Origin of the sequence: Streptomyces sp. NPDC052107 (assembly GCF_040680215.1) — a bacterium.
Taxonomy (GTDB): Bacteria; Actinomycetota; Actinomycetes; order Streptomycetales; family Streptomycetaceae; genus Streptomyces.
The window spans coordinates 1-22,737 of the sequence record NZ_JBFAWG010000050.1 but is presented as its reverse complement, the minus strand read 5'-3'; the positions used below and the strand labels follow the sequence as shown (position 1 = coordinate 22,737).

Here is a 22,737-nt window from a genome sequence, read left to right as displayed (position 1 = left end):
CCATCCGGCACCAAACCCAAGAAAGGGAACCTTGTGACCACCCTGCAGAGCAGCACCGAGACCCCGCTCCAGCCCGGCGCCTGGACCATCGACGCGGCCCACTCGCTCGTCGAGTTCTCCGTACGGCACATGACCGTCGCCCGGGTGACCGGCCGGTTCGGGGCCGTCAACGGCGCCGTCGACGTCCCGGCCGGCAACCCGCTCGCCGCGACCGTGCGCGCGGACATCGACGTCGCCTCGGTGAGCGCCGGTCACCCCAAGCGCGACGAGCTGATCCGCTCCGCGGACTTCCTCGACGCGGAGACCCATCCGGTCATCACCTTCACCGGCGGCCCGGCGGTGCCGACCGCCGGCGGGCGCTGGAACGTCCCGGGCGACCTCACCATCAAGGGCGTCACCCGGCCGGTGGTGCTCGACACCGTCTTCGGCGGGGTGATCTCGCACCGTGGCGCGATCCGGGCCGGTTTCTCGGCCGTCACCGACATCAACCGCAAGGACTTCGGCGTCACTTGGAACGCCGCGCTCGACTCCGGCGGCGCGATCGTCTCGGACCTCGTCCGGATCACGCTGGAGATCGAGCTCGTCCTCACCCAGTCCTGACCGAGCGAGCGGAGACACAGATGGATCTCGGAATCGCCCGCTCCACGGCCGTCGTCTCCGGCGGCAGCACCGGCATCGGAAAGGCCGCGGCCGCAGCGCTGCTCGCCGAGGGCGCGGGCGTCGTCCTGCTCGCCCGCACCAAGACCACCCTCGACGAGACGGTGGCCGAGCTGCGGGCGCTGGGGCACCCCGGACCGGTCGTCGGCATCCAGGCCGACGTCACCGACCGGGCGTCCGTCGAGGCGGCCGCCCACCAGATCGAGCTGGAGTTCGGACGCGTGCAGATCCTCGTGATCGCCGCCGGGCACCGGATGCGCCGGCTCGACCGGCAGTTGTTCTGGGACGACGGCGACTGGGCCGCCGACCTGGACGTGAAGACCGTCGGCATGCTCCGGATCATCCGGGCGCTGCACCCGCTGCTGGACAAGACCGGCGCCGGCCGGATCGTCAACATCGGCGGCGTCGCCGGCGAGACGGTCTGGGAGGGCGCCCTCACCCACGGCCTCAACAACGCGGCCATGCACCACGCCACCCGCTATCTGGCCCGCGACCTTGCGCCCGAGGGGATCACCGTGAACGCCGTGGTCCCCGGCCTGGTCGCCACCGAGTGGCGGGTCGGCTGGGCCGCCGCGGCGGCGGGGAAGGCGGGCAGGACGACCGAGGAGTTCCTCGACGCCTACCTCGCCAAGCTCGGCGTGCTGCTCGGCCGGTGGGCCGAGTCGGCCGAGGTCGCCGACGCGGTGGCCTTCCTGGCCTCCCGGCGGGCCGGCTACATCACTGGCACCTCGCTCGTCGTGGACGGCGGGATCACCGTCAACGCGCTGTAGATCCGAAGGAAACCACAATGATCGAACACATCATCGTCGTGAAGGCGCGACCGGGCGCGGAGGAGGCGGTGACCGAGGCGCTCGTCGAGTTCGCCGCGGGCATCGCCGTCCTGCCGGGCCTGATCGAACTGACCGTCGGCCCGAACTTCCACACGCGGTCCCTCGACGCCGGGGTCACGCACGGCATGCTGGTACGCCTGGTGGACGAGGATGCGCTGGACCGCTATCAGAAGCACCCCGTCCACGCCGCTCTGCTGCCCAGGCTGGACGAGACCTGCGTCGGCCGGATCGTCCTGGACTGGGTCGTCGAACGGGACCCGGCGGGGGCGGCGGCATGAGCGCGGTCCGTAGCCTGGTCGCCGCGGCGTTGCCGGCGGACGTGGATCCGCGCAGCTACACCCCGCAGGAACAGGCCAACATCGATCTGATCGTGCGGCTGCGGTCGGTGCCGTTCGCCGAGCGCAGGAAGTTCATGCGCCCCGGCATGCGCCACCACCGCTGGGGATTCGCATCCTTGGCGGACATCTCCGGCATGAAGGACGGCCGCGGATACGACGCCCACTCGATCTCCGACCGCGTCGACACGATCGAGGACATCATCGCCAAGGACGACCGCGTATGGGCCGTCTGGACCCTGCGCGGCACCCACACCGGTCAGCTCTTCGGCATCCCGGCCACCCGCCGGTGCCTGGAGGTCCTGGAGTGCGGCGTGTGGCGCATCGAGGACGGCCTGGTCGCCGAGGCCTGGTTCTTCGGTGACGAGCTGGGCCTGCTCCGTCAGCTCGGCGCTCCCATCACCGCGGAACTGCTCGACATCCAGGTCATCGGTACGACCCCGTAGCGGCGTACTCCATCGCGCGAGTCCGGCTACGGCGGCCTGCCGAAAGTCCGCTCGCCGCCCGGGCGAAGGGCCTGCCGATCTCGATCAGTTGTCGTTCCAGGACGACGATCTGGTGGCTCAGCACCACGATCTCTACGTCCTTGACCCGATCGTTCATCGGCAGCAGCCGCAGTAAAGCGAACGCGTTCGTCATACCGAGACAGGCCAGTCGACGCAGCACAGCAGATCATCATCCTGCACCGGTCCCCAGGAGAGGCGAGTTGCGCAGCGAACGGACAGCAGCGCAACTCGCTCACCAGCCAGACCCCGCTGCCACCTGGGCGGATGAGGTTTCCGGCGTGGGCCACTGGAACCCGGCCCTCGGGCCGATCTTCTATCCGGCCTGGACGCAGCCGCTGACGACCACCTCCGGCAGCCTCACCATTCCGGCGAGCGCCTTCCACGGCGGCGCCGGCCTCTACGGCATCGGCGTCATCCAGAAGTCCGCGACCGTCGCGAACAACGTCTACGCCGAGTTCACCCCGATCCGCATCGGCACCGCCCGCCCGGCAGCGCCGCTGATCACCGACCCCGCGTTGCGCGCAGTGCGGCAGACGCCGAAGTCCCCGTCCTCGGGGTCGACCGGCGCCACGGGGAGCACGGAGACGGCGGACAGCTGAGCCGACCGGCACCGCGGGCGAGTTGAGCCGGTAGGCCCGCTGAGTACCTCGGCGGGTTCAGAGCCTGTGCGGCTCGAAATACTCCCTCGCGGTGCGCTGGAGCCGGCAGAAACATGTCTGACGTGAGGTCAAGAAGTCGTTCACGTCCGCTGGGGCGACTGCCGGTCCGGTGTGCGGTCCGGTGCCCGGTCCAGGCGGAGTGCCAGCGCCGGACATGCGGCCACCGCGCGCCGCGCGTGCCCGAGGGCTTGACCCGTAAGGGGGGCCGCTCCCACGATCGGGAAGCCCCACTCGTCCAACCCGACGAGTTCCGGGAGGAGTTCGGCGCACAGGCCGTAGCCGTCGCATGCGATGCGGTCGATTCCCAGGGAGTGTGTGCCGGCCATACCGTCTACCTCCATTCCCGCTCGTCGGGTACCACTGTGTCCGGAACCGGCAGAACGGGCTCGTGGCCTGCCGCGGCGCACGGGCCGAGGCTCAGGTGGTGCCGTGCGTCGTCCGCGAAGACGCGCAGGGCGGTCGCCGCGAAGCGTGACGCGCCGTCAGGGTGTCGGCAGGCACCGCGCCCGGCGAGCAGTCCCACCCGGCCCTCCAGCCGCTCCCTCAGATGAGGGTCGGGAGGGCCCCAGGCGAGATCCGCGAAGTCCGCGGCCACGGCCGGCAGTCCGAGTCGGCACGGTCCGCACTGCCGTGCACTCTGCGCCGCGAGATATCCGAGCACCCTGGCCGCCTCGGCCAGACCGCAGGCGCGGCGGGGAAGAGCCACGAACACTCCGGCACCGGGTCCCGCACCGAGCGACGCCAGGTCCTGCTTGGCGAACGGGACGCGCAGGGCCTGGTCCACCGGCAGCCAACTGCCGAAGAAGCCGCCCAGCAGGAGCGCCGCGAGCGGCTCCGAGGCTCCCCCCGCGACGTCCAGTACCTCACCGAGCGGCAGGCCCATCGGCACTTCGTAGACGCCCGGCGTGCGCAGCGCACCCGAGAGGGTCACCAGCGTGGTGCCCGCGGCGTCGGCGCGCCCGGCGCTCCGGAACCAGTCGGGACCGTACCGCGCGATCAGTGCGAGGTGGGCGAGGGTCTCGACGTTGTCGATCAGGGTGGGGCGCCGGCCGACCCCCTTCTCGAAGGGCCGTGGCGGGGTCGCCAGCGGGCGGGCGTCGCCGCCGTTCAGCCACCGCACCAGCGACGTCTCCTCGCTGGAGACGTAGTGGTGGGGCAGTTCGTGCACGAAAACCGGCACCGGGTCGAGGCCCCGCCTCCGGCGTTCCTCGACGGCCTCGCGGAGTGCGCGTGCCTGGTCCTGCCTGGTACCCGGTAGGCACAGGTGCGCCACGTCGGCGCCCACCGCGGCGGCGGCCAGTGCGGCGCCGTCCAGCACCAGGTGCGGGGCGAGGTCCAGCAGCGTCTCGTCCTTCCGGCTGGCTGGTTCGCTCTCCATGCCGTTGGCGACCACCACGGCGGTGCCTTTGCCGGCGGCGACGCTGCGCAGTTTGCGGCCGGTGGGGAAGGCCGCGCCGCCCCTGCCGGTCAGTCCGGCGTCCTCCACCGCGCGCACCAGTCGGCCGACCGCGTCCGAGGAGCGGGGAAACGGTGGTGGACCGTACCGGCCGAGGTGCCCGTCCAGGTCGGCCGCGCCACCGGTGGCGTACCAGCCGTGCAGCAGCCGGGAGCCGTACGGGCCCATCATGCCGTCAAGTCCGTCGCCGGTCAGCAGGGTCGGCTGTTCGTTGGTCATTGCGTCTGTCATTCGGACCCTCCGGCGTTATCGGTCGGCGCGGGCGCCGGGTGTACGGCGCCCGCGGCTGCCGGCGCGGCGCCTCCCGCGCGGTGTGCCCAACCCGGCTGCAGCGGCCCGGAACTCAGGAACGCGGTCAGCACCACGGGCACCGCCGCTGCGGTGACCCCCGTCCAGAGCCGCATGGCGACCCGGCCCGGGCCCGCCCGGTACAGCCGCCACCAGACGGCGGCGACGACGAGGGCGACGCATGCGGCGTACAAGGCGAGTTGCAGGGTGAGCCGGGTGTCGGTGCCGGCCCCGGCGGCGTGGAAGAGGGCGACCGGCCAGGCCGCGTAGGCCAGCCAGTGCACGGTCTTCCACCGCCGCTGCCCCATGCGCAGCCGTACCGCGCTGGTGGCCGCGACCGCGAGCAGCAGGTCGAAGGCGACCGTGCCCAGTCCCAGCCAGAGCGGCCGGTAGGAGGCGGTGAACGGCACCACCGTCACCAGCCAGCCCAGGTGGACGAAGGTGTCAAGGATCGCGGTGCCGATGTGCAGGGCCAGGAAGCCCAGGGTCAGCACCGCCAGGTTGCGGTGCAGCGCGCTCACCTCGAAGCGGGCGAGCCGCCGCGGTGTGTACCGGCCGCCCACGGCGATGCCGAGCGCGACGGTCGCGGTGAGCAGCACCAGGGCCACGGTGCCGCCGGCCCGGGTCGCGTACCACAGCGGGCTGGGGCCGGCTGCGGCCAGCGGGACGAGTCCGGTCATCGGGCGCCTCCCGCAGTGTCCTCGGGCCAGCCGCAGACTCGCTCGACGGTCCCGTCCACGCGGACCAGCCGCGCGGGCAGCCCCACCCGGCACAGCCGGCCCAGGGCGCGTTCACCGAGGACGACCGCCTCGGTGCTGGCGGTGTTGGCGGCCACGCAACTGACGGCGGCGACGCTGACGGTCCGCCACACCGGGGCGGGTACGTCGCCGGTGGCGGGATCGACGATGTGATGCAGCCGGCGACCCCCTCGGCGCCAGGTTCGCACCGTGGTGCCGGAGGTGGCGAGTCCGCCCTCGGTGACGCTCACCGTGGGCCGGCCTCCGGTGTCGGGCGCCGCGTGATCGTCGGCGATGGCGACCCGCCATCCTCCCGGTGGCGCCTGGCCCGCGACGGAGAGGTCCCCGCCAAGGTTGACCAGGACGCCGCAGCCCGCCACCTCGGCGGCGCGGTGGGCGGCCCGGTCCGCGGCGAGGGCCTTGGCGGTCGCGCCGAGGTCGAGCGCGATGCCCGGCGGCATCCGCAGCCGCCGGGCGGCCCGGTCCCATTCCACCGCCCTCCAGCCCGAGGACGGTCCGGCGAGGTGTACGGGACCCAGGTCCTGCGGGCGCAGCGCGGCGAACGTGACGTCGTAGCCGAGCGCGCTCACGGCGGTTCCGACGGTGGGATCCACGGCGCCGTCGGTCACCTCCGCCGCATGCAGCGCCACGTCCAGTGCCTCGGCGAACAGGGCGCCCACGTGGCGGGGGGCACCCGCCGCAGCATTGGCGCGCGAGAGTTCCGAGTCGCGCCGGAAGCGGCTACACGCCGCGTCGATGGCGGCGAGTTCGGCGTCGAGCACCTGCCGTGCCGCGTCCATCCCGTCCGGGTCGGCGACGAGAAGCGAGGCGGTGGTCCCCAGCGCGGGGAAGGAGACCGATGCCGGACGTGTGGCCGCGGTCATGACGCCCCCGACGCGGTGTGCGAGGGCTGCGGAGTCGGTGTGGGGGGCTTCGTAGCGGTGGGTGCCGGGGCTGCCGGATGTGTGGCCGGCGGCGCAGTGGGGGTCGTCGGTCGCTTCGACACGGTCGCGTGTGGAGACTCGCGGGAGGCCGAGGTGGCGGTCCTGGACGGGGCCGCCGAGTGCGACGGAGTCCGCGGGGCGGCAGGTGTGCTCGACGTGGGGGCGGACGCGGGCGTCGACGCCGGGGAGGTGCTCCCGGGCGTGGACGAGGACTTCCCGGGCAGGGCGTGGGCGTACCCCGTGGCGAGCGCCACGGAGCCGGCCGCGGCTGCGGCGGCCACCCAGCGGGTGGTGCTTCCGGTCCGGCGCAGGCCGCGGTCACGGCGCCGGGCGGCGCCGGCCGACGTGGGGTGGTCGGGGTGGGACATGGTTCCTCCTCGGCCGTCGGTGTGCCGTCGTGAAGCGCTCGACACCTCGCGGCCACACCTGTGGGTATCCGTCCACCAGCCTGCGCAGGCATCTGTCGGGAACCGGTTCAGGAATCCTTCAGAACCCGCAAAGATCATCAAACATGCTGGTCAGGATGGTGATGTGAGGTATCCAAGAGAGGCCGGCGGGTGTTCGGAACGGTCCTGGAGCGGCTCGGGCGTCGACAGTCCGCGTAGCGCCGGACTCGGACTGGCTGCCGCGGTCGCGTCAGCGCCGGGACGCGGGCAGCGACAGCACCACGGTCAGACCGCCGCCAGGCGAGTCCAGCAGGTCGGCGGTGCCGCCGTTGGTGGTGACCAGTCGGTGGACGATGGCCAGGCCCAGCCCGGTACCGCTCGCCTCGGGGTTGCCGAACCTGCGGAACGCTGTCTCCCGCGCGGCCTGGCTCATCCCAAGGCCATTGTCGACGACCCGCAGCTGCACCGTGCCGTTGTGCCGCTTGCCGGTGATCCGGACCTGGCCGCCCTCCTGGACCGCGTCGAGGGCGTTGGCGATCAGGTTGTCGAGCACCTGCTCCAGGTCGCCCTCGCCGAGGAAGGCGGTGAGCCCGGGGCGGCATTCGGCGGTGAGCCGGATCTGGCCCGCGTCGGCGACGGGTTCCCAGGCGGCAACGCGTTCGGCCACGACGCGGTCCACCCGGACCGGCACCGGTCGCGGCACCGCGTGCTCGGCACGGGCCACCGCCAGCATGCCGTCCACCAGCCGGGACAACCGGGCGATCTCGCCCTGCGCGTCAGCCAGTTCCGCCGCGGTGTCCCCTTCGGCGTCGGCGGCGAGCAGGTCGAGCCGCAGCCGGAGGGCCGCCAGCGGGGTGCGCAGCTGGTGCGACACATCGGCGACCACGGCCCGGTGACCGTGCACCAGGGCCTCGGTGCGCCCGGCCATCGTGTTGAACGTCGCCGCGAGGCGGCGCACCTCCTGTGGCCCTGCCCCGGCCGGCGCCCGCGCGTCCAGCGCCCCCTCGCCCAGCCGCTGTGCCGCCTCGTCCAGCACTCGCAGCGGACGGCCGACCCAGCGTGCCAGGAGCACCGAGAGCAGCACGGCGGCGCCGAGGCCGCCGACGCCGATCAACGCGAGCCAGCCCCACATCGCCAGTATCCGGTCGTGCAGCGGATCGGCGGACCGGCTCAGGACGGCGACCCCGACGGGGTCCGAGGTGTCACCGATCGGTACGGCGGTGGTCAGCCACTGATCGTCCTGGCGCACCCGGCTGTCGGGATGGGCGAGCACGGAGGAGACCAGCCCCGCGGAGTCGTCCCCGGCCACGTCGGAACACGCGGTCGACAGCACAACATGCCCCGCGTTGTCGTAGACGGTGGCGCAGTCGCCCCTCTTGTGGGCCTCCTCGAACAGGCTTCGTGCCGCCGCATCCGACTTGCGATCGGACAGGTACTCCTCGGCAGCGGAGGCGATCGACCTCGTCTTCGCTGCCGCTTCGTCCCGGAACGAGGTCTGCTCGCGCTGGGTCATGAGCAGCCCGAGCGGCACCACCGCCAGCACCAGAATCGCGGTGATCAGGGCGAGGACGCTGAGGGCGATGCGGCGGGTCACGGCGTGTCAGCCGACTTCGCCAAGGCGGAAGCCGCGCCCGTAGACGGTCTCGACCAGTCCGGGCACGCCCAGCTTGCGGCGCAACGCGGCCATATGGACGTCCAGCACCTTCGTGGGCCCGTACCAGTGGGCGTCCCAGGCGCGCTCAAGGATCTCCTGACGCGTCACGACCCGACCCGGATCGGCGGCGAGGCACTGGAGGATGTCGAACTCCTTGGGCGTCAGCGCGACGTCCTCGCCGCCGACCGTCACCTTGCGGGTGCGTGGGTCGACGACGAGCGGGCCGTGGGTCAGCAGTTCGGGCCCGGACGGGCGGATGCGGCGTAGCACGGCCCTGATGCGCGCCAGCAACTCCGCCAGGCCGAAAGGCTTGACCAGATAGTCGTCGGCGCCTTCGTCGAGGGCGGCGACCCGGTCGCCCTCCTCGCCGCGGGCGGTCACGACGATGATCGCCACGTCGGACTGGCGCCGCAGCACGCGGCAGACCTCGATGCCGTCCATGTCCGGCAGACCGAGGTCGAGCAGGACCACATCGGGCGGCGGTACGTGGGTGAGCGCACCGCGTCCGGAGCCGACGCTTCTCGCCCGGTATCCGGCTCGGTCCAGGCCGCGTACCAGCGACCCGGCGAGCCCCGGATCGTCCTCGACGACCAGCACCGTGAGCGCGTCGGGATCCGCCCTGGACCCGGTTTCCTGTTCCACAGCACCAAGCCTAGGACGACGTGGACGAGTCTCCGGGCCGGCGGATGGGCAAGGCACGCACGGGAGCGCTGCCGCATCCGCCTGGCTTTGCCACATCTGAAGCTTTCCTGAACGGCTCTCCGACGTGGCGCGACGCAAGCTGATGACATGGCGTACGCGAGCCGGAGGATCGCCTCGCGGCACTGTCTTCGCCCGAAGGAGGCCGGCCCATGTCCATGCCTGGACCCACACAGGACTCCGACCCGGCGCGGCGGCGCGAACACGGACTTCGGCGTGTGAGCACCACGACCCGCCGGACCGCCACCGCTGCGACGGCCGCAGCCCTTCTGCTCGGGGTTGGTTACGCTCACATGCTGCCGGGCATCTCTGCACCGGCGTCCGATGTGGTTGGCCACTCCTCCCGCAGCCTCCCGCAGCCCCGGGCCGGCGCCCCCGCCTCCACAACACAGCCGGCGCAGACGACGACCGGAGCGTCCTGAGATCCTGTTCCCACCGGTGGCGTGCGGGCATCGTGGTGTGTCAGGAAGCCGGGGCGTGCCCCGCGCCCCTCTCACCGCGCATGCGTCGGTCGACGGATGCGAGGAGCCACGCCGATGCGGCGAGGAGCCACGCCGATGCGGCCCGCATGTCTTCCGCCACGACCCGTCCTGCCACCGCTGCCGCCACGTCCGTGACGGGGCGGCACCCGGGCCCGCACTGCCAGTGCCTCGGGGCTACAGGCGAGCATCCTCCCTGACCTGCCCTTTTCGCCCGCGCATCGACGGCTGCCCCGGTCCACCGTCTTCTGAAGGCGATCGACAGGAGATGCAGTCAGTCGTCAGGGCGGCGTAGCGGCTTCGGCCGGGAGCTGCTGTGGCGAGAGATCACGGCCTGACGTCATGCGGATGCGGGCGGGGTGGGACCGTATCAGTGCCCGAGGCGCGCTGAGAGGGTCTTCGCCGCCTCGCTCACCACGGCGCCGAAGAAGGACTCGGATTCGTCAGTCAATCGGGTCATCGGGATGTTGACGCTGAGGCTCGCGATCGGCTCTTCGGCCGCACCCATGATGGCCGCTGCGACCGAGCCGACGTCGGACCGCCACTCGCCCCTGTTGGTCGCATAGCCCTGTGCTCGTATCCGCTCCAGCTCGGCGAGCATCCGGTCGGGGTCGGTGATGGTCGTGTCGGTGTAACGGGGAAGCCCCTCGGCGAGCAGCCGGCCGATCACCTCGGCAGGGCTGTGCGCGAGTACCGCCTTGCCGTTGGCGGACGCGTGGAGGGGCAGGGAATGCCCCAGGGACATGCTGGTGCGCACGGGCTTGGACGTCTCCAGCCGCTCGATGAGCACCATCTTGTTCCCTTCCCGAACGGTCAGGTGAATCGTCTCGTCGGTGCGCCGACGCAGTTCTTCCATCAGCGGTACGGCCGCGTCGCGCAGACCGAGGTCGCCGCTGGCGTGCCGGCCCACGTCCAGCGCTTTCGTGGTCACGACCCAGCGGGTGACCTCGCCTCCTGCGGGACGGATCCACCCCGCCTCGCCCAGCGTGCGCAGTGCACGCTGGACGGAACTCTTGGGCATGCCCAGAACGCGTGACAGCTCGCCGACGCCGATCGGCTGCCGCGTCGCGACCTCTTCAAGGACTCGCAAAGCGTTGAGAACGTTCTGCATCTCCATTGACTCCCTGATCGCTCGTCCCTAACCTCACCGTACCTTTTTACGGAACGGTGTGCCGTATTACGGCACAGAAGTTGGAGTGATCGCAAGTGACGACGCATACTGGGCGGCATTTTTTGCAGATCCCTGGCCCGACCAGCGTCCCCGACCGGGTACTGCAGGCCATCGCACGACCGACCATCGACCACCGCGGGCCGGAGTTCGCCGAGTTGGGACTGGACGTCCTGGAACGAGTCAAGCCGGTGTTCGGCACCAGCGGTCCCGTCGTCATCTATCCCTCCTCGGGGACCGGGGCGTGGGAAGCGGCGCTGGTCAACACGCTGAGCCCCGGCGACCGTGTGCTGGCGTTCGAGACTGGCCACTTCGCCACCCTGTGGCGCGGCATGGCCGAAGGCCTCGGGCTGGAAGTGGACTTCGTTCCGGGCGACTGGCGGCGTGGCGTGGACCCGCAGGTCGTCGCCGAGCGGCTGGCCGCGGACAAGGCCCACTCCATCGCGGCGGTGATGGTCGTTCACAACGAGACTTCCACCGGCGTCACCAGCCGTGTACCGGAGATCCGAGCGGCCATCGACGAGGCGGGTCATCCCGCTCTGCTCCTGGTGGACACGATCTCCTCGCTGGGATCGATCGACTACCGGCACGAGGAGTGGGGTGTCGACGTCACCATCAGCTGCTCGCAGAAGGGCTTGATGCTGCCCCCGGGGCTCGGCTTCAACGCGCTCAGCGAGAAGGCACTCGCCGCCGCCGAGCGGGCGCGGTCGCCGCGGTCCTACTGGGACTGGACACCCATTCTCGAGGCCAACCAGCACGGCTACTGGCCCTATACCCCGGCCACCAACATGCTGTACGGGCTGCGCGAGGCCCTGATCATGCTCGACGAGGAGGGCCTGCCCAACGTCTTCGCACGGCATGACCGTCATGCCGAGGCCACCCGGGCTGCCGTCCAGGGCTGGGGCCTGGAGGTGCTGTGCGCCGACGAGCGGGAGTACTCCAGTGTCCTGACCGCGGTACTGCTGGGCGAGGAGCACGACGCTGACAAGGTCCGTCGCATCATCCTGGACCGCTTCGACATGTCCCTGGGCACCGGCCTGAGCAAGCTCGCGGGACGGGTCTTCCGGATCGGCCACCTCGGTCACTTCAACGACCTGACCCTGGCCGGAACTCTCGCCGGCGTTCAGATGGGGCTCCAACTGGCAGGGGTGGACATCAACCCGGCCGGCCTGAGTGCCGCACTGGACCTGCTGCGCGCCGAGTGAACAGCGCAGTGCAACACCGGTAAGGAGGAAACGAGCAGTGACCACGGCCAGCAGTTCAAGGCCCGTCGGCGAACACGTCACCGCGCAGGACCTGATACGCAAGCTTGGGCGGGAACTCGACGGCGAGGTCGCCTTCGACGACTACACCAGGCACCTGTTCGCGCGGGACGCGAGCATGTACTCGATAACTCCGATGGGCGTGGTGTTCCCCCGCCACGCCGGGGACGTGGCGGCCACGGTCGCGGCGGCCGCCGAACACGGCGTACCCGTCGTCCCGCGCGGGGCCGGCACCAGCCTCGCCGGCCAGACCATCGGGCCCGGCCTCGTGCTGGACCTGTCCCGGCACATGAACCGCATACTTCAGATAGACCCCGACAACCGTACGGCCAGGGTCGAGGCGGGCGTGGTGCAGGACCAGCTCAACCGGGCCGCCGCTCCGCTGGGGCTGATGTTCGGCCCCGACACCTCGACCAGCAACCGCGCCACGATCGGCGGCATGATCGGAAACAACTCGGCGGGCAGCGGGTCGGTCCGCTACGGGATGACCATCGATCACGTACGTGAGCTGGACGTGGTGCTCAGCGACGCGAGCCGAGCCCACCTGGCACCGGTGAACGAGGCAGAGCGGGTACGCCGGGCGCAGGCAGCCACCCTCGAGGGCGACATCTACCGGCGGCTGCCCGAGATCCTGAACCAGAACGCCTCCTCGATCGCCGAGGGGTTCCCGAAGTTCTGGCGACGGGCCGGCGGCTACCGGCTGGACCGGCTCGCCGGGGACGAACCGTTCGATCTGGCCAAGTTCGTCGTGGGCTCTGAGGGCACGCTTGTGGTTGCCACCGAGGCCCTGGTCGACCTGGTGCCCAAGCCGCTTCATACGGTGATCGCCGTTGGTCACTTCACCTCCACGCCCGCCGCCATCGCGGCCACCGAGGATGCGCTGGCCTGCGATCCGGCCGCTGTGGAGCTGATGGACCGTACGATCCTGGAACTGTCCCGGCAGAGGCTGGAATACGCCTCGCTGGGCACCATCCTGGAAGGCGACCCCCAGGCGCTGCTCTTCGTGACCTTCACCGGGGACGACGAGCGCGGGCTTCGCGGGCAGCTGAAGCGGTTGACCGCGCTGTGGCAGCGCCACGGCCACGGCTACCACACGTTGGAGGCCGTCACGGCCGACCAGCAGGCCGCCCTGCTCAAAGTGCGCAAATCAAGCCTCGGCCTGCTGATGGCCGCAAGCGTCGGCTCACGCCGCCCGCTGGCCTTCATCGAGGACACCGCGGTCGATCCCGCGCACCTCGCCGAGTACACCCGGCGCTTCAAGGCGATCCTGGACCGCCACGACCTGACGGCCGGGTTCTACGGGCACTGCTCGGTCGGCTGCCTGCACATCCGCCCCTTCCTCGACCTGACCGATCCGGCCCAGGTGCTCACGATGCGCTCGGTCGCGGAGGAGATCAAGGACCTGGTCAGGGAGTACGGCGGCGTCAACTCCAGCGAGCACGGCGACGGGCTGGCCAGGAGCGAGTTCAACCGGGAACTCTTCGGCGACGAACTCTACGAGGCCATGCGCCAGGTGAAAGGCGTCTTCGATCCGCACAACCGGATGAACCCGGGCAAGATCGTGGACGCCCCGTCGATGACGGACAACCTGCGGGACGCGGCACTGCCACCGGCCACCCCGGTGCGGACGCGGCTGTCCTTCGAGGTGGTCGGTGGCATGCGCGGCGCGGCGGACCGGTGCATGAACATCGGGCTCTGCCGGAAGAGCGCCACCGGCACCATGTGTCCCTCGTACATGGCGACACTCCAAGAAGAGCACTCCACCCGCGGCCGGGCGAACGCGCTCGTCAACGCCCTGTCACAGCCCGATCCCCGGGCGGCACTGGGCGACGAACGGCTGCACGACATCATGGACCTGTGCCTGGGATGCAAGGCGTGCAAGAGCGAATGCCCCCTCGGCGTGGACATGGCCGCGCTCAAGACCGAAACGCTGTCACACCACCATGACCTGCACGGAACGCCGCTACGATCCAGGATCTTCGGTACGATCCGTTCGCTGAACCGCCTTGGCTCGGCGACCGCACCGCTGTCCAACCTGCCCGGGCGCATCCCACCGGTGCGCCGGCTGATGGACCGGCTCATCGGCATCACCCCCGCCAGGCCGCTACCGACGTTCGTGCGGGCCAACCTGCTGCGCTGGTTCAGCCGCCGCACGCCCACGGCACACCCCGTCACCCAGGGCACGGTCGTCTTCCTCGCGGACTCCTTCACCACCTTCACCGAGCCGGACATCGGCCGGGCGGCGATCGAACTGCTGGAACTGGCGGGATGGCAGGTCCACCTGGAGGCCGGCGGCTGCTGCGGCAGGTCCAGCCTGTCCAAAGGGCTCGTCGATGACGCCAAGCACAAGGCGCGCACGCTCGCCCAGGCGCTCACCGCTCGCGGGGAACCGCACTCGCCGATCGTGGGGTGCGAACCGTCCTGCCTGATGACTCTGCGCGACGAGCATCTGGCGCTGCTGCCCGACGACACGGCGGTCAAGGACGTCGCCGGCCGGGTGAAGCAGGTGGAAGAGTTGCTGACCGAAGCCATCGACGACGGACGGCTACGGCTGCGTGCGGACTCCTGGCTCGCCGGGCGCAGGCTGCTCTACCACGGCCACTGCCATCAGAAGGCCGAGGTCGGGACCGCCGCGACCATCGCGCTCCTCAAGCGGATCCCCGGAGTGACGGTCGAGGAACTCGACGCCGGATGCTGCGGCATGGCCGGATCCTTCGGATACGAATCCGAGCACTACCACCTGTCGATGACCGTCGGCAACGACCGCCTCTTCCCAGCCATCAAAGCGGCTTCCCCCGACACCGTCGTCGTAGCGACCGGTGTGTCCTGCCGGCAGCAGATCTCCCACGGCGGCGGACGCCGCGCCCTCCACCCTGTGGAACTCGTCCGCTCCGCGCTCCACACCACCTGACAGACCGGGTGGTCCCGGCTGAATTCCTCCCCGGAGGCGGGGCGCACGCGACGCTCAGCACCGCCGCCGGGGCCGGCACATCCGTATGACGTGTCACTGCCTGTCCGGCCTCGGCCGCGCCCTGCGCGAAAACCGCCGAGCGGCAGGCACATCGAGAAGGGAGACGACGCAGCTCGTCCCACGAGTCTCGCGTGCAGTCAGTGCGCTGAGACATCCGGCAGTTTGCACCTACAAGGAGGTAGGTCGTTGGCAACGCCGACATCCCTTTTGCGAGGGCGATCCCATATGAGGCGATGGACCAGAATTCTGCCTGTCATCGTCTTCGTCTACATCATCTGCTACATAGACCGAACGAACATCAGCTTCGCCCTGCCCCACCTCGAGGTGGACATGCACCTCTCCGGGGCCCAGGAGGGCTTCGCGAGCGGCGTCTTCTTCTGGGGTTACCTGCTGCTGCAGGTCCCCGGCGGCTACATGGCCGAGCGGTGGAGCGCGAAACGGTGGATCGCGATCCTGATGGTGCTGTGGAGCGTGGCCGCGGTGGCCTCAGGGCTGACGCACAACTACACCGAACTCGTACTCACCCGCTTCTTGCTCGGGGTGGCCGAGGGCGGCGTACAGCCCGCGCTGATGTCCACCATCCGGTCGTGGTTCCCGTTCGCCGAACGCAGCCGGGCATACGCGATCTTCAAGCTGTACACGCCGATCGCGGCAATCGTCGCCGCCCCGTTCTCCGGCATCATCCTGACGTACGCGGACTGGCGCTGGATGTTCATCATCCAGGGCGGCGCCCCACTCGTACTCGGGCTCGTCGCATGGCTCGCCATCATCCGCGACACCCCGGCGAAAGCCGAGTGGCTCTCGGCCAACGAGCGGGACTACATCGAGAAGGCCCGCACTGCGGAGGGCGAACCGCTCAAGAACCAGGGGACGTTCAAGGCGGCGTTCAGCAGCCCCATCGTGTGGCTGTTCGCCCTCATCTACACGCTGACCCAACTGGGTCTGCTCGGGCTTTCGATGTGGTTGCCGAGCGTGCTCAAAACGGCTTTCCACACCGACATGAAAGTCGGTGTGGTCGCGATGCTGCCCCAGATCGCAGCCGGCGCGGCGATCATTTTGATCGGCAGGTCCGCGGACCGCCGCGGCAGGCACGTCGCCCACATGGTCGCGGTCCTCGGCGTGGGAGCCGTGGTCCTGGCCGGGGCGGGTCTGATCTCGGCGCAGCAGAAGTGGCTCGTGCTGGGAGCGATGATCCTGGGCACTGCGGCGTCGATCGCCTGGTACGGACCGTTCTGGGCCACCGTCACCAAGCTCACGCCGGTGGCGGCCGCGGGTGCGGGCATCGGCATCATCAACGGGGTCGGCAACCTCGGTGGATTCTTCGGACCCTACATCGGGGGATGGCTCAAGGACATCAGCGGGGGATACGCCCTCACTCAGGTGTTCTTCGGCGCCGTCTTTGCGGTGGCGGCGCTGCTCGTCCTGACGCTGCGGAAGAAGCTGCGTGAGGCGACGAGTGTCCCGCCCATCGGTACCGAAACGGAGGGAGCGGAGGGACCACCCGCTGTCAGGCCTGCCTGACAGTTCCCTTCTCGCCCTGTCCTCTGTGTGCCGGGCGGCCGGAATCCGGCCGCCCGGCACACAGGCCCGACAGGTGCGGGAGCCGGCTTCGACAACTTTCGGGACAAGTACGGTCCACAGGGGCCGACAAGGGAGATGCGCGGTGCGGTTGGTCAGGTATCGCAGGGCAGAGCACACCGGACGTGGTGCGCTGATCGGCGAGTACATTCACGAGATGGGCGACACCTCGCTCGGCAGTTCACGGCCTGGCCCCAGGATCGCGGCGCTCGACGAGGTGGAGCTCCTCGCGCCCTGCGACCCGCGGGTCATTGTGTGTGCGGGAAGCAACTACGCAGGACAGATAGCGGAGAAGCAGCGGCCGTGGCCGACCCAGCCGCCGCTGTTCCTCAAGGCGCCCAATGCCGTGGTCGGCCCCGGTGCGGCGGTGGTCCACCCGGCCGGACTGCGCAGGCTGGAGTACGAGGGAGAACTCGCCGTCGTGATCGGCCGCACCGCCCGCGACGTTCCCGCGGCGTCGTTCGCCGACTACGTGCTCGGCTACACCTGTGCCAACGACATCACCGCGGACGACTGGCGCGCCGACGGGCAGTGGACCAGGGCCAAGAGCGCGGACACCTTCTGCCCGCTCGGGCCATGGATCGAGACGGACGTGGCCGACCCCGGAGCGCTGCGGCTGGACACCCTCGTCAACGGTCGTACGGTCCAGGACGGCTCCACCGCCGACATGGTCTTCGGCGTGGGTGAACTGCTGGCCTTCGTCACCCGCTGGATCACCCTGCAGCCAGGTGACGTACTGCTCACGGGCAGCCCCGCCGGCGTGGGTCCGCTGGTCCCGGGGGACCGGGTCGAAGTCCGGATCGAAGGCGTGGGAACACTGTCGAATCCGGTGGTCGGCGCGGAGCCGCTCGGCGAGCCGGGCACGACGTGAGCGTTCGACCCCGCCCCGGCCGATGAGTGTGCGCTCTCCTGTGGCCCAACTCCCGCCCGCGAAGCCGGCGGCACCCGTGGTGCAGGCGATGGTTCAGGCTGACTGAGCGCTGCGCGTCCCGCCCGTGGCACCTGGACGAGCCCGGAGACGGTCGACCGGGGTCGCTGGTGCGGGCGTCCCGCCGGAGGTCGACGCCGCCGTCGGTGGAGTACTCGTCGATCTCGCCCGGTTCATCGCTGGTGAGGTCGGGATTCTCCAGCGCGGCGACGTTTTGCAGTTCCTGCTCCGGGTGGAGGCCGGGGCCGCGATGGTGCGCAGGCACTGGAGTGCGGGTGCCGGTACATCATCCGGCCCGGGCACGCGGCATGTCGGTACTCGTGGGGGGTACCGCCGAGTCGGTCTCGTCGGCGTACCTCTTGGTGTCTGATGTGCGCTGGTTCGTTGATCGGTTGGGGGAGTGGGCGGAGCGGCGCGGCGCGGCTTGCTTCAGGGCTCGGTGCGGCCGGTGCTCGTCGTAGTGGGTCTCGAACTCGCGGAGCGCGTGGAGCAGGTGGCTCTGGTCCTGGGCCATGGTGCGGTCGACGTGTTCGCGTTGGCACGTCTGTATCCAGCGCTCCGTGAGGGAGTTCGTGCGCGCGGTCCGGATGCCGGTGACGACTCTCAGTCCGGCGTCGGCAGGGCGTTGAAGGCGGTCGTGAACTTCGAGTCGCGGTCAAGGATCAAGAACCTGGTCTCGCTGCCGGCGTCCTCGAGGGCCAGGAGGAGAGTGGGTCCGAGCCGCACGATCCTCTCCCGGCTACCGCTGGGAAGTGCCTCCATCGCGGTGGGGTGAGTGGCGGAGCAGACCGGCTAGCCTCACGCGGTCGGCATCGGTGAACGCGGGCTTGCCGACCCGGCGTTGCGGCACCGGCAGCAGATGGCGCAGCGCCGGATCGGCACCCGGACCCGTACCGGCCGGACCGGTGCACGTCATGGCCGGGGAACGCCCGCCGCGATCGCAGTCCGGCTCGCCACGAGGGCGGCAACTCCGCGCGCTGTCGCATTCATTGACGAGTGCATGGCCACTCTGTAGCTTCCTTTCAATCGATGCTGCAGTTTTTTCATCGAATCATGGGCGATTTCGCAAGATCAACATCGAGATTTTCGCGCAGTCGCCAGCTCACCGAGTTCGTCACCCCTCGCATCCGTACCCCCACCCCTCCAAGGAGCCGAGGACGAGGATGAGAACCACCGGAAGATCCTCCGCGCCGCCCGCGTCAGGCCGGCAGCGAACCGCCGTCGTCGCAGTGCTCGGCATGCTGGCAGCACTGCTGGCAGTGCTGCAGGCCGGACCCGCCCACGCCGCCGGGACCAACCTGGCGGCGGGCAAGACCATGAGCGCCGGCAGCTACACCCAGACCTACACGCCGGCCAACGCCAACGACGGCAACCAGGCAACCTACTGGGAGAGCGCCAACAACGCCTTCCCACAGTGGCTGCAGGTCGACCTGGGCGCGACCACCAGCGTCAACCAGCTCGTGCTGCAGGTGCCGGTGACCAACTGGCCCGCCCGCACCCAGACGCTGTCGGTCCAGGGCAGCACCGACGGCAGCAACTTCACCACCATCGTGGCGTCCGCCTCGTACACGTTCGATCCGGCCACCAACAGCACGGTCGCCATCAACTTCGCGGCGACCGGCACCCGTTACCTGCGAGCGCTGATCACGGCCAACACCGGATGGCCGGCGGCCCAGGTCTCCGAGTTCCAGGTGTACGGGCCGAGCACCGCCGACACCACGCCCCCCACCACGCCCGGCACCCTGTCCTACACCCAGCCGCAGGCCGGTCAGATCGCCCTGTCGTGGGGAGCGTCGACCGACGACGTCGGCGTCACCGCTTACGACGTCTACCGCAACGGCGCGCTGGCCGCAACCGTCAGCGGCACCACTTTGACCTGGACCGACAACCAGCCGGCCACGGCGACGGTGTCGTACTACGTCAAGGCGCGCGACGCCGCCGGCAACGTCTCGCCCGCCGGCAACACCGTCACCCGCACCGGCACCGGCGGCAGCGGCACCAACCTGGCGCTGCACAAGCCGATCACCGGCAGCCCGTACACGTACACCTACGCCCCGACGAACGCGAACGACGGCGACCTCACCACGTACTTCGAGGGCTCCTCGTACCCGAGCCGGCTCACCGTGCAGCTCGGCGCGAACGCCGACGTCACCTCCGTCGTGGTGAAGCTGAACCCGGCCTCGGCCTGGTCCACCCGCACCCAGACCATCCAGGTGCTCGGCCGTGAGCAGAGCGCGACGGACTTCACCAGCATCTCGGCCGCGCAGACGTACACCTTCGACCCCAACACCGGCAACACCGTCACCATCCCTGTGAGCGCCAAGGTCGCGGATGTCGAGCTGAGCATCACCAGCAACAGCGGAGCCCCCGGCGGCCAGGTCGGCGAACTCCAGGTGATCGGCACTCCGGCCCCCAACCCCGACCTCACGGTCTCCGCGTCCTCGTGGTCCCCGTCCGCCCCGGTGGAGACCGACTCGGTCACCGCGTCCGCCACGGTCGCCAACGTGGGCACCGCGGCCTCTCCGGCCTCCAACGTCAACTTCTACCTGGGCAGCACCAAGGTCGGCACCGCCCCCGTCGGCGCTCTGGCGGCCGGCGCCTCCACCACGGTGTCCACGGTGATCGGCGCGCAGACGGCCGGTACGTACCAGCTCACCGCCAAGGTGGACGAGGCGAAGAGCTTCATCGAGCTGGGCTACGACAACAACACCTACACCAACCCGAACAACCTTGTCGTCGCGCCGGTACAGAGCTCGGACCTGGTCGGAACCGTGGACTGGAGCCCGAACAACCCCTCGGCGGGCAACAGCGTCAAGTTCTCGGTGACGCTGAAGAACCAGGGCACGGTCGCCTCGGGCAGCGGTTCCCACGGTGTCACGCTCACCCTGCTCGACAGCACCGGCAAGACGCTCACCACCCTCACCGGCTCCTACACCGGCACGATCGCCGCCGGCGCCGCCGCTCCCCCGGTGAGCCTGGGCAGCTGGACGGCCGTCAACGGCAAGTACACGGTGCACACCGTGATCGCCGTCGACCCCAACGAGCTGTCGGTCAAACAGGCCAACAACACCAGTGACACCTCGCTGTTCGTAGGCCGCGGCGCCAACATGCCCTATGACGTGTACCAGGGCGAGGACGGCCAGATCGGCGGCGGCGCCGCCGTGGTCGGCCCCAACCGCACCATCGGCGACCTGGCCGGCGAGGCGTCCGGGCGCAAGGCCGTCACCCTGAACACCACCGGCGCCTACGTCCAGTGGACGACCCGGGCCAGCACCAACACCCTGGTGACCCGCTTCTCCATCCCCGACGCCCCCGGCGGCGGCGGTGCCACTGCCACCCTGAACGTCTATGTCGACGGCACCTTCCTGCAGACCATCACGCTGAACTCCAAGTACGCCTGGCTGTACGGCGCGGAGACCGGTCCGGGCAACAATCCCAGCGCCGGATCGCCGCGTCACATCTACGACGAGGCGCACGTGATGCTCGACCGGGCCGTGCCCCAGGGCAGCGTCATCAAGCTGCAGAAGGACTCGTCCAACACCTCGCAGTACGCGATCGACTACATCAACACCGAGCAGGTCGCCCCGGTCGCCAACCCGGACCCGAACGCCTACCTCACCCCGGCGGGCTTCGGCCAGCAGGACGTGCAGAAGGCGCTCGACACCGTCCGCCAGGACACCACGGGCAACCTCGTCGGCGTCTACCTGCCCGCCGGGCAGTACCAGACCACCGGCAAGTTCAACGTCTACGGCAAGGCCGTCAAGGTGGTGGGCGCAGGGCCCTGGTACACCCAGTTCAACTCCCCGACCACGTCGGACAACTCGGACGTCGGCTGGTCGGTGCAGAGCAGCGCCGACGGCTCGACCTTCCGGGGCTTCGGCTGGTTCGGCAACTACACCTCCCGCATCGACGGGCCCGGCAAGGTCTTCGACCTGACCGACGTCTCCAACATCACCGTCGACGACGTCTGGGTCGAGCACCAGGTGTGCGCCATCTGGGGCACCCACGTGAACGGGCTGAAGGCGACGAACATGCGGATCCGCGACACCTTCGCGGACGGCATCAACCTCACCAACGGCAGCCAGAACAACCTGGTGAGCAACAACGAGGCCCGGTCGACCGGCGACGACAGCTTCGCGCTGTTCGCGGCCCAGGACCACAACTCCTCGGACCTGACCAACAACACCTTCCAGAACCTGACCGCGCTGACGCCGTGGCGGGCGGCGGGAGTCGCCGTCTACGGCGGTGAGAACAACACCCTGCAGAACCTGTACGTGGCCGACACGCTGACGTATTCGGGCATCACCATCAGCTCGCTGAACTTCGGCTATCCCTTCCAGGGATTCGGCACCCAGCCGACCACCATCCAGAACGTCTCGCTGGTGCGCGACGGTGGTCACTTCTGGGGCGGCCAGGTGTTCCCCGCGATCTGGCTGTTCTCCGCGACCCAGCCGTTCCAGGGGATCCGGGTGAACGACACCGACATCGTCGACCCGACGTACGCCGGCATCATGTTCCAGACCGACTACGTCAACGGCACGGCCCTCAACCCGATCAAGGACACCGTCTTCACCAACACGTCCATCACCGGGGCACAGCAGAGCGGAGACGCCTACGACGCCAAGTCCGGCTACGGCATCTGGGCCAATCCGATGCCCGAGTCGGGACAGGGCCCGGCCGTGGGCTCGGCGACGTTCAACCACCTGACCCAGACCAACAACCACATCGACGTCTACAACCCGACCACGACCTTCACCATCAACGTCAATCCCTGACGGCAACACGCCCGGGGGCCGGCCCACAAGCGTGGGTCGGCCCCCGGGCCGTTGTGTGCATTGTCTTCTTTCAACACTCTGGGCAATATTTTCTTTGTCTGGATGGAAATCTTGCGACCTCTCATCATGCTCTGTACGGTCGGGGCGCCCGTCCCCCACATTCCCTGAAGGAGCATCCGATGCGTGAGATCCCAAGGCCTTTACGCGGCACGGGGCCGGTCCCGCGCCTGGCGGTGGCCCTTGTCGCCGCGCTTGGCATGGTGTGGATGTCCTTCGCGCCGGCCGACGCCGCCTCCCGCACCGCGGCCGCCCCACCGGCGTCGGCCGCCGGCGTGGGGGGGCGCCCCCCGCCCCCCCGGCGGCGCCCCCCCCCCCACCCCCCCCAAAGAGGCCCGGCCCGGCCCCCCGGCGCGCGGGGGCCCCCG

At 70.1% G+C, this 22,737-nt stretch carries 20 protein-coding genes and 1 pseudogene; 11 read left to right on the top strand and 10 right to left on the bottom strand.

From position 1 onward, the window contains the following. Nucleotides 1-33: 33 nt before the first annotated feature. Genes AB0M27_RS33585 through AB0M27_RS33570 form a run of 4 tightly spaced genes read left to right on the top strand, consistent with a single transcriptional unit; the run spans nucleotide 34 to nucleotide 2,268 of the window. Nucleotides 34-600 (top strand): YceI family protein, encoded by a 567-nt coding sequence (locus tag AB0M27_RS33585; protein ID WP_365727360.1) that lies wholly within the window; start codon nucleotides 34-36, stop codon nucleotides 598-600. 20 nt (nucleotides 601-620) lie between these two features. Then, nucleotides 621-1,427, top strand: a complete 807-nt coding sequence (locus tag AB0M27_RS33580; protein ID WP_365727358.1) for an SDR family oxidoreductase — start codon at nucleotides 621-623, stop codon at nucleotides 1,425-1,427. 17 nt (nucleotides 1,428-1,444) lie between these two features. Then, nucleotides 1,445-1,765: a Dabb family protein gene (locus AB0M27_RS33575; RefSeq protein ID WP_365727357.1), complete on the top strand. Its 321-nt coding sequence runs from the start codon at nucleotides 1,445-1,447 to the stop codon at nucleotides 1,763-1,765. Further along, a complete protein-coding gene (locus tag AB0M27_RS33570) occupies nucleotides 1,762-2,268 on the top strand; it encodes an ester cyclase (protein WP_365727355.1) in 507 nt (168 codons plus the stop codon). Before AB0M27_RS33575 ends, AB0M27_RS33570 begins: the two co-directional genes overlap by 4 nt. Here the strand turns inward: AB0M27_RS33570 and AB0M27_RS33565 are convergent. Next, a complete protein-coding gene (locus tag AB0M27_RS33565) occupies nucleotides 2,249-2,461 on the bottom strand; it encodes a hypothetical protein (protein WP_365727353.1) in 213 nt (70 codons plus the stop codon). The two genes, AB0M27_RS33570 and AB0M27_RS33565, sit on opposite strands and share 20 nt — an antisense overlap. A 145-nt stretch (nucleotides 2,462-2,606) precedes the next feature. Here AB0M27_RS33565 and AB0M27_RS33560 point away from each other — a divergent pair, with 145 nt between their 5' ends. Further along, a complete protein-coding gene (locus AB0M27_RS33560; RefSeq protein ID WP_365727352.1) occupies nucleotides 2,607-2,927 on the top strand; it encodes a hypothetical protein in 321 nt (106 codons plus the stop codon). Nucleotides 2,928-3,067: 140 nt separating this feature from the next. Here AB0M27_RS33560 and AB0M27_RS33555 read toward each other — a convergent pair whose 3' ends face one another. From AB0M27_RS33555 to AB0M27_RS33525, 7 genes are all read right to left on the bottom strand, one after another. Further along, nucleotides 3,068-3,313, bottom strand: a complete 246-nt coding sequence (locus AB0M27_RS33555; RefSeq protein ID WP_365727350.1) for a ferredoxin — start codon at nucleotides 3,311-3,313, stop codon at nucleotides 3,068-3,070. 5 nt (nucleotides 3,314-3,318) lie between these two features. Next, complete coding sequence (locus tag AB0M27_RS33550; RefSeq protein ID WP_365727348.1) at nucleotides 3,319-4,674, bottom strand: NADH-ubiquinone oxidoreductase-F iron-sulfur binding region domain-containing protein; 1,356 nt, start codon at nucleotides 4,672-4,674, stop codon at nucleotides 3,319-3,321. Next, entirely contained in the window at nucleotides 4,671-5,411 is a 741-nt protein-coding gene (locus AB0M27_RS33545) for a ferric reductase-like transmembrane domain-containing protein (protein WP_365727346.1), read from the bottom strand. Before AB0M27_RS33545 ends, AB0M27_RS33550 begins: the two co-directional genes overlap by 4 nt. Continuing rightward, a complete protein-coding gene (locus AB0M27_RS33540) occupies nucleotides 5,408-6,352 on the bottom strand; it encodes an FAD:protein FMN transferase (protein ID WP_365727344.1) in 945 nt (314 codons plus the stop codon). Before AB0M27_RS33540 ends, AB0M27_RS33545 begins: the two co-directional genes overlap by 4 nt. A 696-nt stretch (nucleotides 6,353-7,048) precedes the next feature. Further along, entirely contained in the window at nucleotides 7,049-8,392 is a 1,344-nt protein-coding gene (locus AB0M27_RS33535) for a HAMP domain-containing sensor histidine kinase (protein WP_365727343.1), read from the bottom strand. 6 nt (nucleotides 8,393-8,398) lie between these two features. After that, the gene (locus tag AB0M27_RS33530; protein ID WP_365727341.1) at nucleotides 8,399-9,094 is read right to left on the bottom strand and encodes a response regulator transcription factor; all 696 of its coding nucleotides are present in this window, start codon (nucleotides 9,092-9,094) and stop codon (nucleotides 8,399-8,401) included. Nucleotides 9,095-10,000: 906 nt separating this feature from the next. Further along, nucleotides 10,001-10,741 (bottom strand): IclR family transcriptional regulator, encoded by a 741-nt coding sequence (locus AB0M27_RS33525; protein ID WP_365727340.1) that lies wholly within the window; start codon nucleotides 10,739-10,741, stop codon nucleotides 10,001-10,003. A 95-nt stretch (nucleotides 10,742-10,836) separates the two neighbouring features. On the opposite strand from AB0M27_RS33525, the gene AB0M27_RS33520 reads away from it, so the two are divergent. The 4 genes from AB0M27_RS33520 to AB0M27_RS33505 all read left to right on the top strand — a co-directional run bounded on the left by AB0M27_RS33520 (nucleotide 10,837) and on the right by AB0M27_RS33505 (nucleotide 17,480). Continuing rightward, nucleotides 10,837-12,003 (top strand): aminotransferase class V-fold PLP-dependent enzyme, encoded by a 1,167-nt coding sequence (locus AB0M27_RS33520; protein ID WP_365727339.1) that lies wholly within the window; start codon nucleotides 10,837-10,839, stop codon nucleotides 12,001-12,003. Nucleotides 12,004-12,040: 37 nt separating this feature from the next. Continuing rightward, a complete protein-coding gene (locus tag AB0M27_RS33515) occupies nucleotides 12,041-14,971 on the top strand; it encodes an FAD-linked oxidase C-terminal domain-containing protein (protein ID WP_365727337.1) in 2,931 nt (976 codons plus the stop codon). 285 nt (nucleotides 14,972-15,256) lie between these two features. Further along, complete coding sequence (locus AB0M27_RS33510) at nucleotides 15,257-16,552, top strand: MFS transporter (protein WP_365727335.1); 1,296 nt, start codon at nucleotides 15,257-15,259, stop codon at nucleotides 16,550-16,552. Then, entirely contained in the window at nucleotides 16,476-17,480 is a 1,005-nt protein-coding gene (locus AB0M27_RS33505) for a fumarylacetoacetate hydrolase family protein (protein ID WP_365727333.1), read from the top strand. The genes AB0M27_RS33510 and AB0M27_RS33505 overlap by 77 nt, the downstream gene beginning before the upstream one ends. A gap of 169 nt (nucleotides 17,481-17,649) precedes the next feature. On the opposite strand, the pseudogene AB0M27_RS33500 reads toward AB0M27_RS33505, so the two are convergent. After that, nucleotides 17,650-17,766, bottom strand: a pseudogene (locus AB0M27_RS33500) (aldo/keto reductase); the annotation flags it as partial. A 57-nt stretch (nucleotides 17,767-17,823) separates the two neighbouring features. Beyond that, the gene (locus tag AB0M27_RS33495) at nucleotides 17,824-18,087 is read right to left on the bottom strand and encodes a hypothetical protein (protein ID WP_365727417.1); all 264 of its coding nucleotides are present in this window, start codon (nucleotides 18,085-18,087) and stop codon (nucleotides 17,824-17,826) included. On the opposite strand from AB0M27_RS33495, the gene AB0M27_RS33490 reads away from it, so the two are divergent. Further along, complete coding sequence (locus tag AB0M27_RS33490; RefSeq protein WP_365727331.1) at nucleotides 17,986-18,312, top strand: hypothetical protein; 327 nt, start codon at nucleotides 17,986-17,988, stop codon at nucleotides 18,310-18,312. The genes AB0M27_RS33495 and AB0M27_RS33490 overlap by 102 nt on opposite strands. 463 nt (nucleotides 18,313-18,775) lie before the next feature. Continuing rightward, a complete protein-coding gene (locus AB0M27_RS33485) occupies nucleotides 18,776-22,312 on the top strand; it encodes a discoidin domain-containing protein (RefSeq protein ID WP_365727329.1) in 3,537 nt (1,178 codons plus the stop codon). Nucleotides 22,313-22,737: the final 425 nt, after the last annotated feature.

Coding starts and splice junctions, on each gene's coding strand:
- AB0M27_RS33565 (WP_365727353.1), bottom strand. CDS start 2,461: ATGACGAACGCGTTCGCTTTACTGCGGCTGCTGCCGATGAACGATCGG.
- AB0M27_RS33485 (WP_365727329.1), top strand. CDS start 18,776: ATGCTGGCAGCACTGCTGGCAGTGCTGCAGGCCGGACCCGCCCACGCC.
- AB0M27_RS33545 (WP_365727346.1), bottom strand. CDS start 5,411: ATGACCGGACTCGTCCCGCTGGCCGCAGCCGGCCCCAGCCCGCTGTGG.
- AB0M27_RS33555 (WP_365727350.1), bottom strand. CDS start 3,313: ATGGCCGGCACACACTCCCTGGGAATCGACCGCATCGCATGCGACGGC.
- AB0M27_RS33570 (WP_365727355.1), top strand. CDS start 1,762: ATGAGCGCGGTCCGTAGCCTGGTCGCCGCGGCGTTGCCGGCGGACGTG.
- AB0M27_RS33580 (WP_365727358.1), top strand. CDS start 621: ATGGATCTCGGAATCGCCCGCTCCACGGCCGTCGTCTCCGGCGGCAGC.
- AB0M27_RS33575 (WP_365727357.1), top strand. CDS start 1,445: ATGATCGAACACATCATCGTCGTGAAGGCGCGACCGGGCGCGGAGGAG.
- AB0M27_RS33525 (WP_365727340.1), bottom strand. CDS start 10,741: ATGCAGAACGTTCTCAACGCTTTGCGAGTCCTTGAAGAGGTCGCGACG.
- AB0M27_RS33540 (WP_365727344.1), bottom strand. CDS start 6,352: ATGACCGCGGCCACACGTCCGGCATCGGTCTCCTTCCCCGCGCTGGGG.
- AB0M27_RS33550 (WP_365727348.1), bottom strand. CDS start 4,674: ATGACAGACGCAATGACCAACGAACAGCCGACCCTGCTGACCGGCGAC.
- AB0M27_RS33510 (WP_365727335.1), top strand. CDS start 15,257: ATGAGGCGATGGACCAGAATTCTGCCTGTCATCGTCTTCGTCTACATC.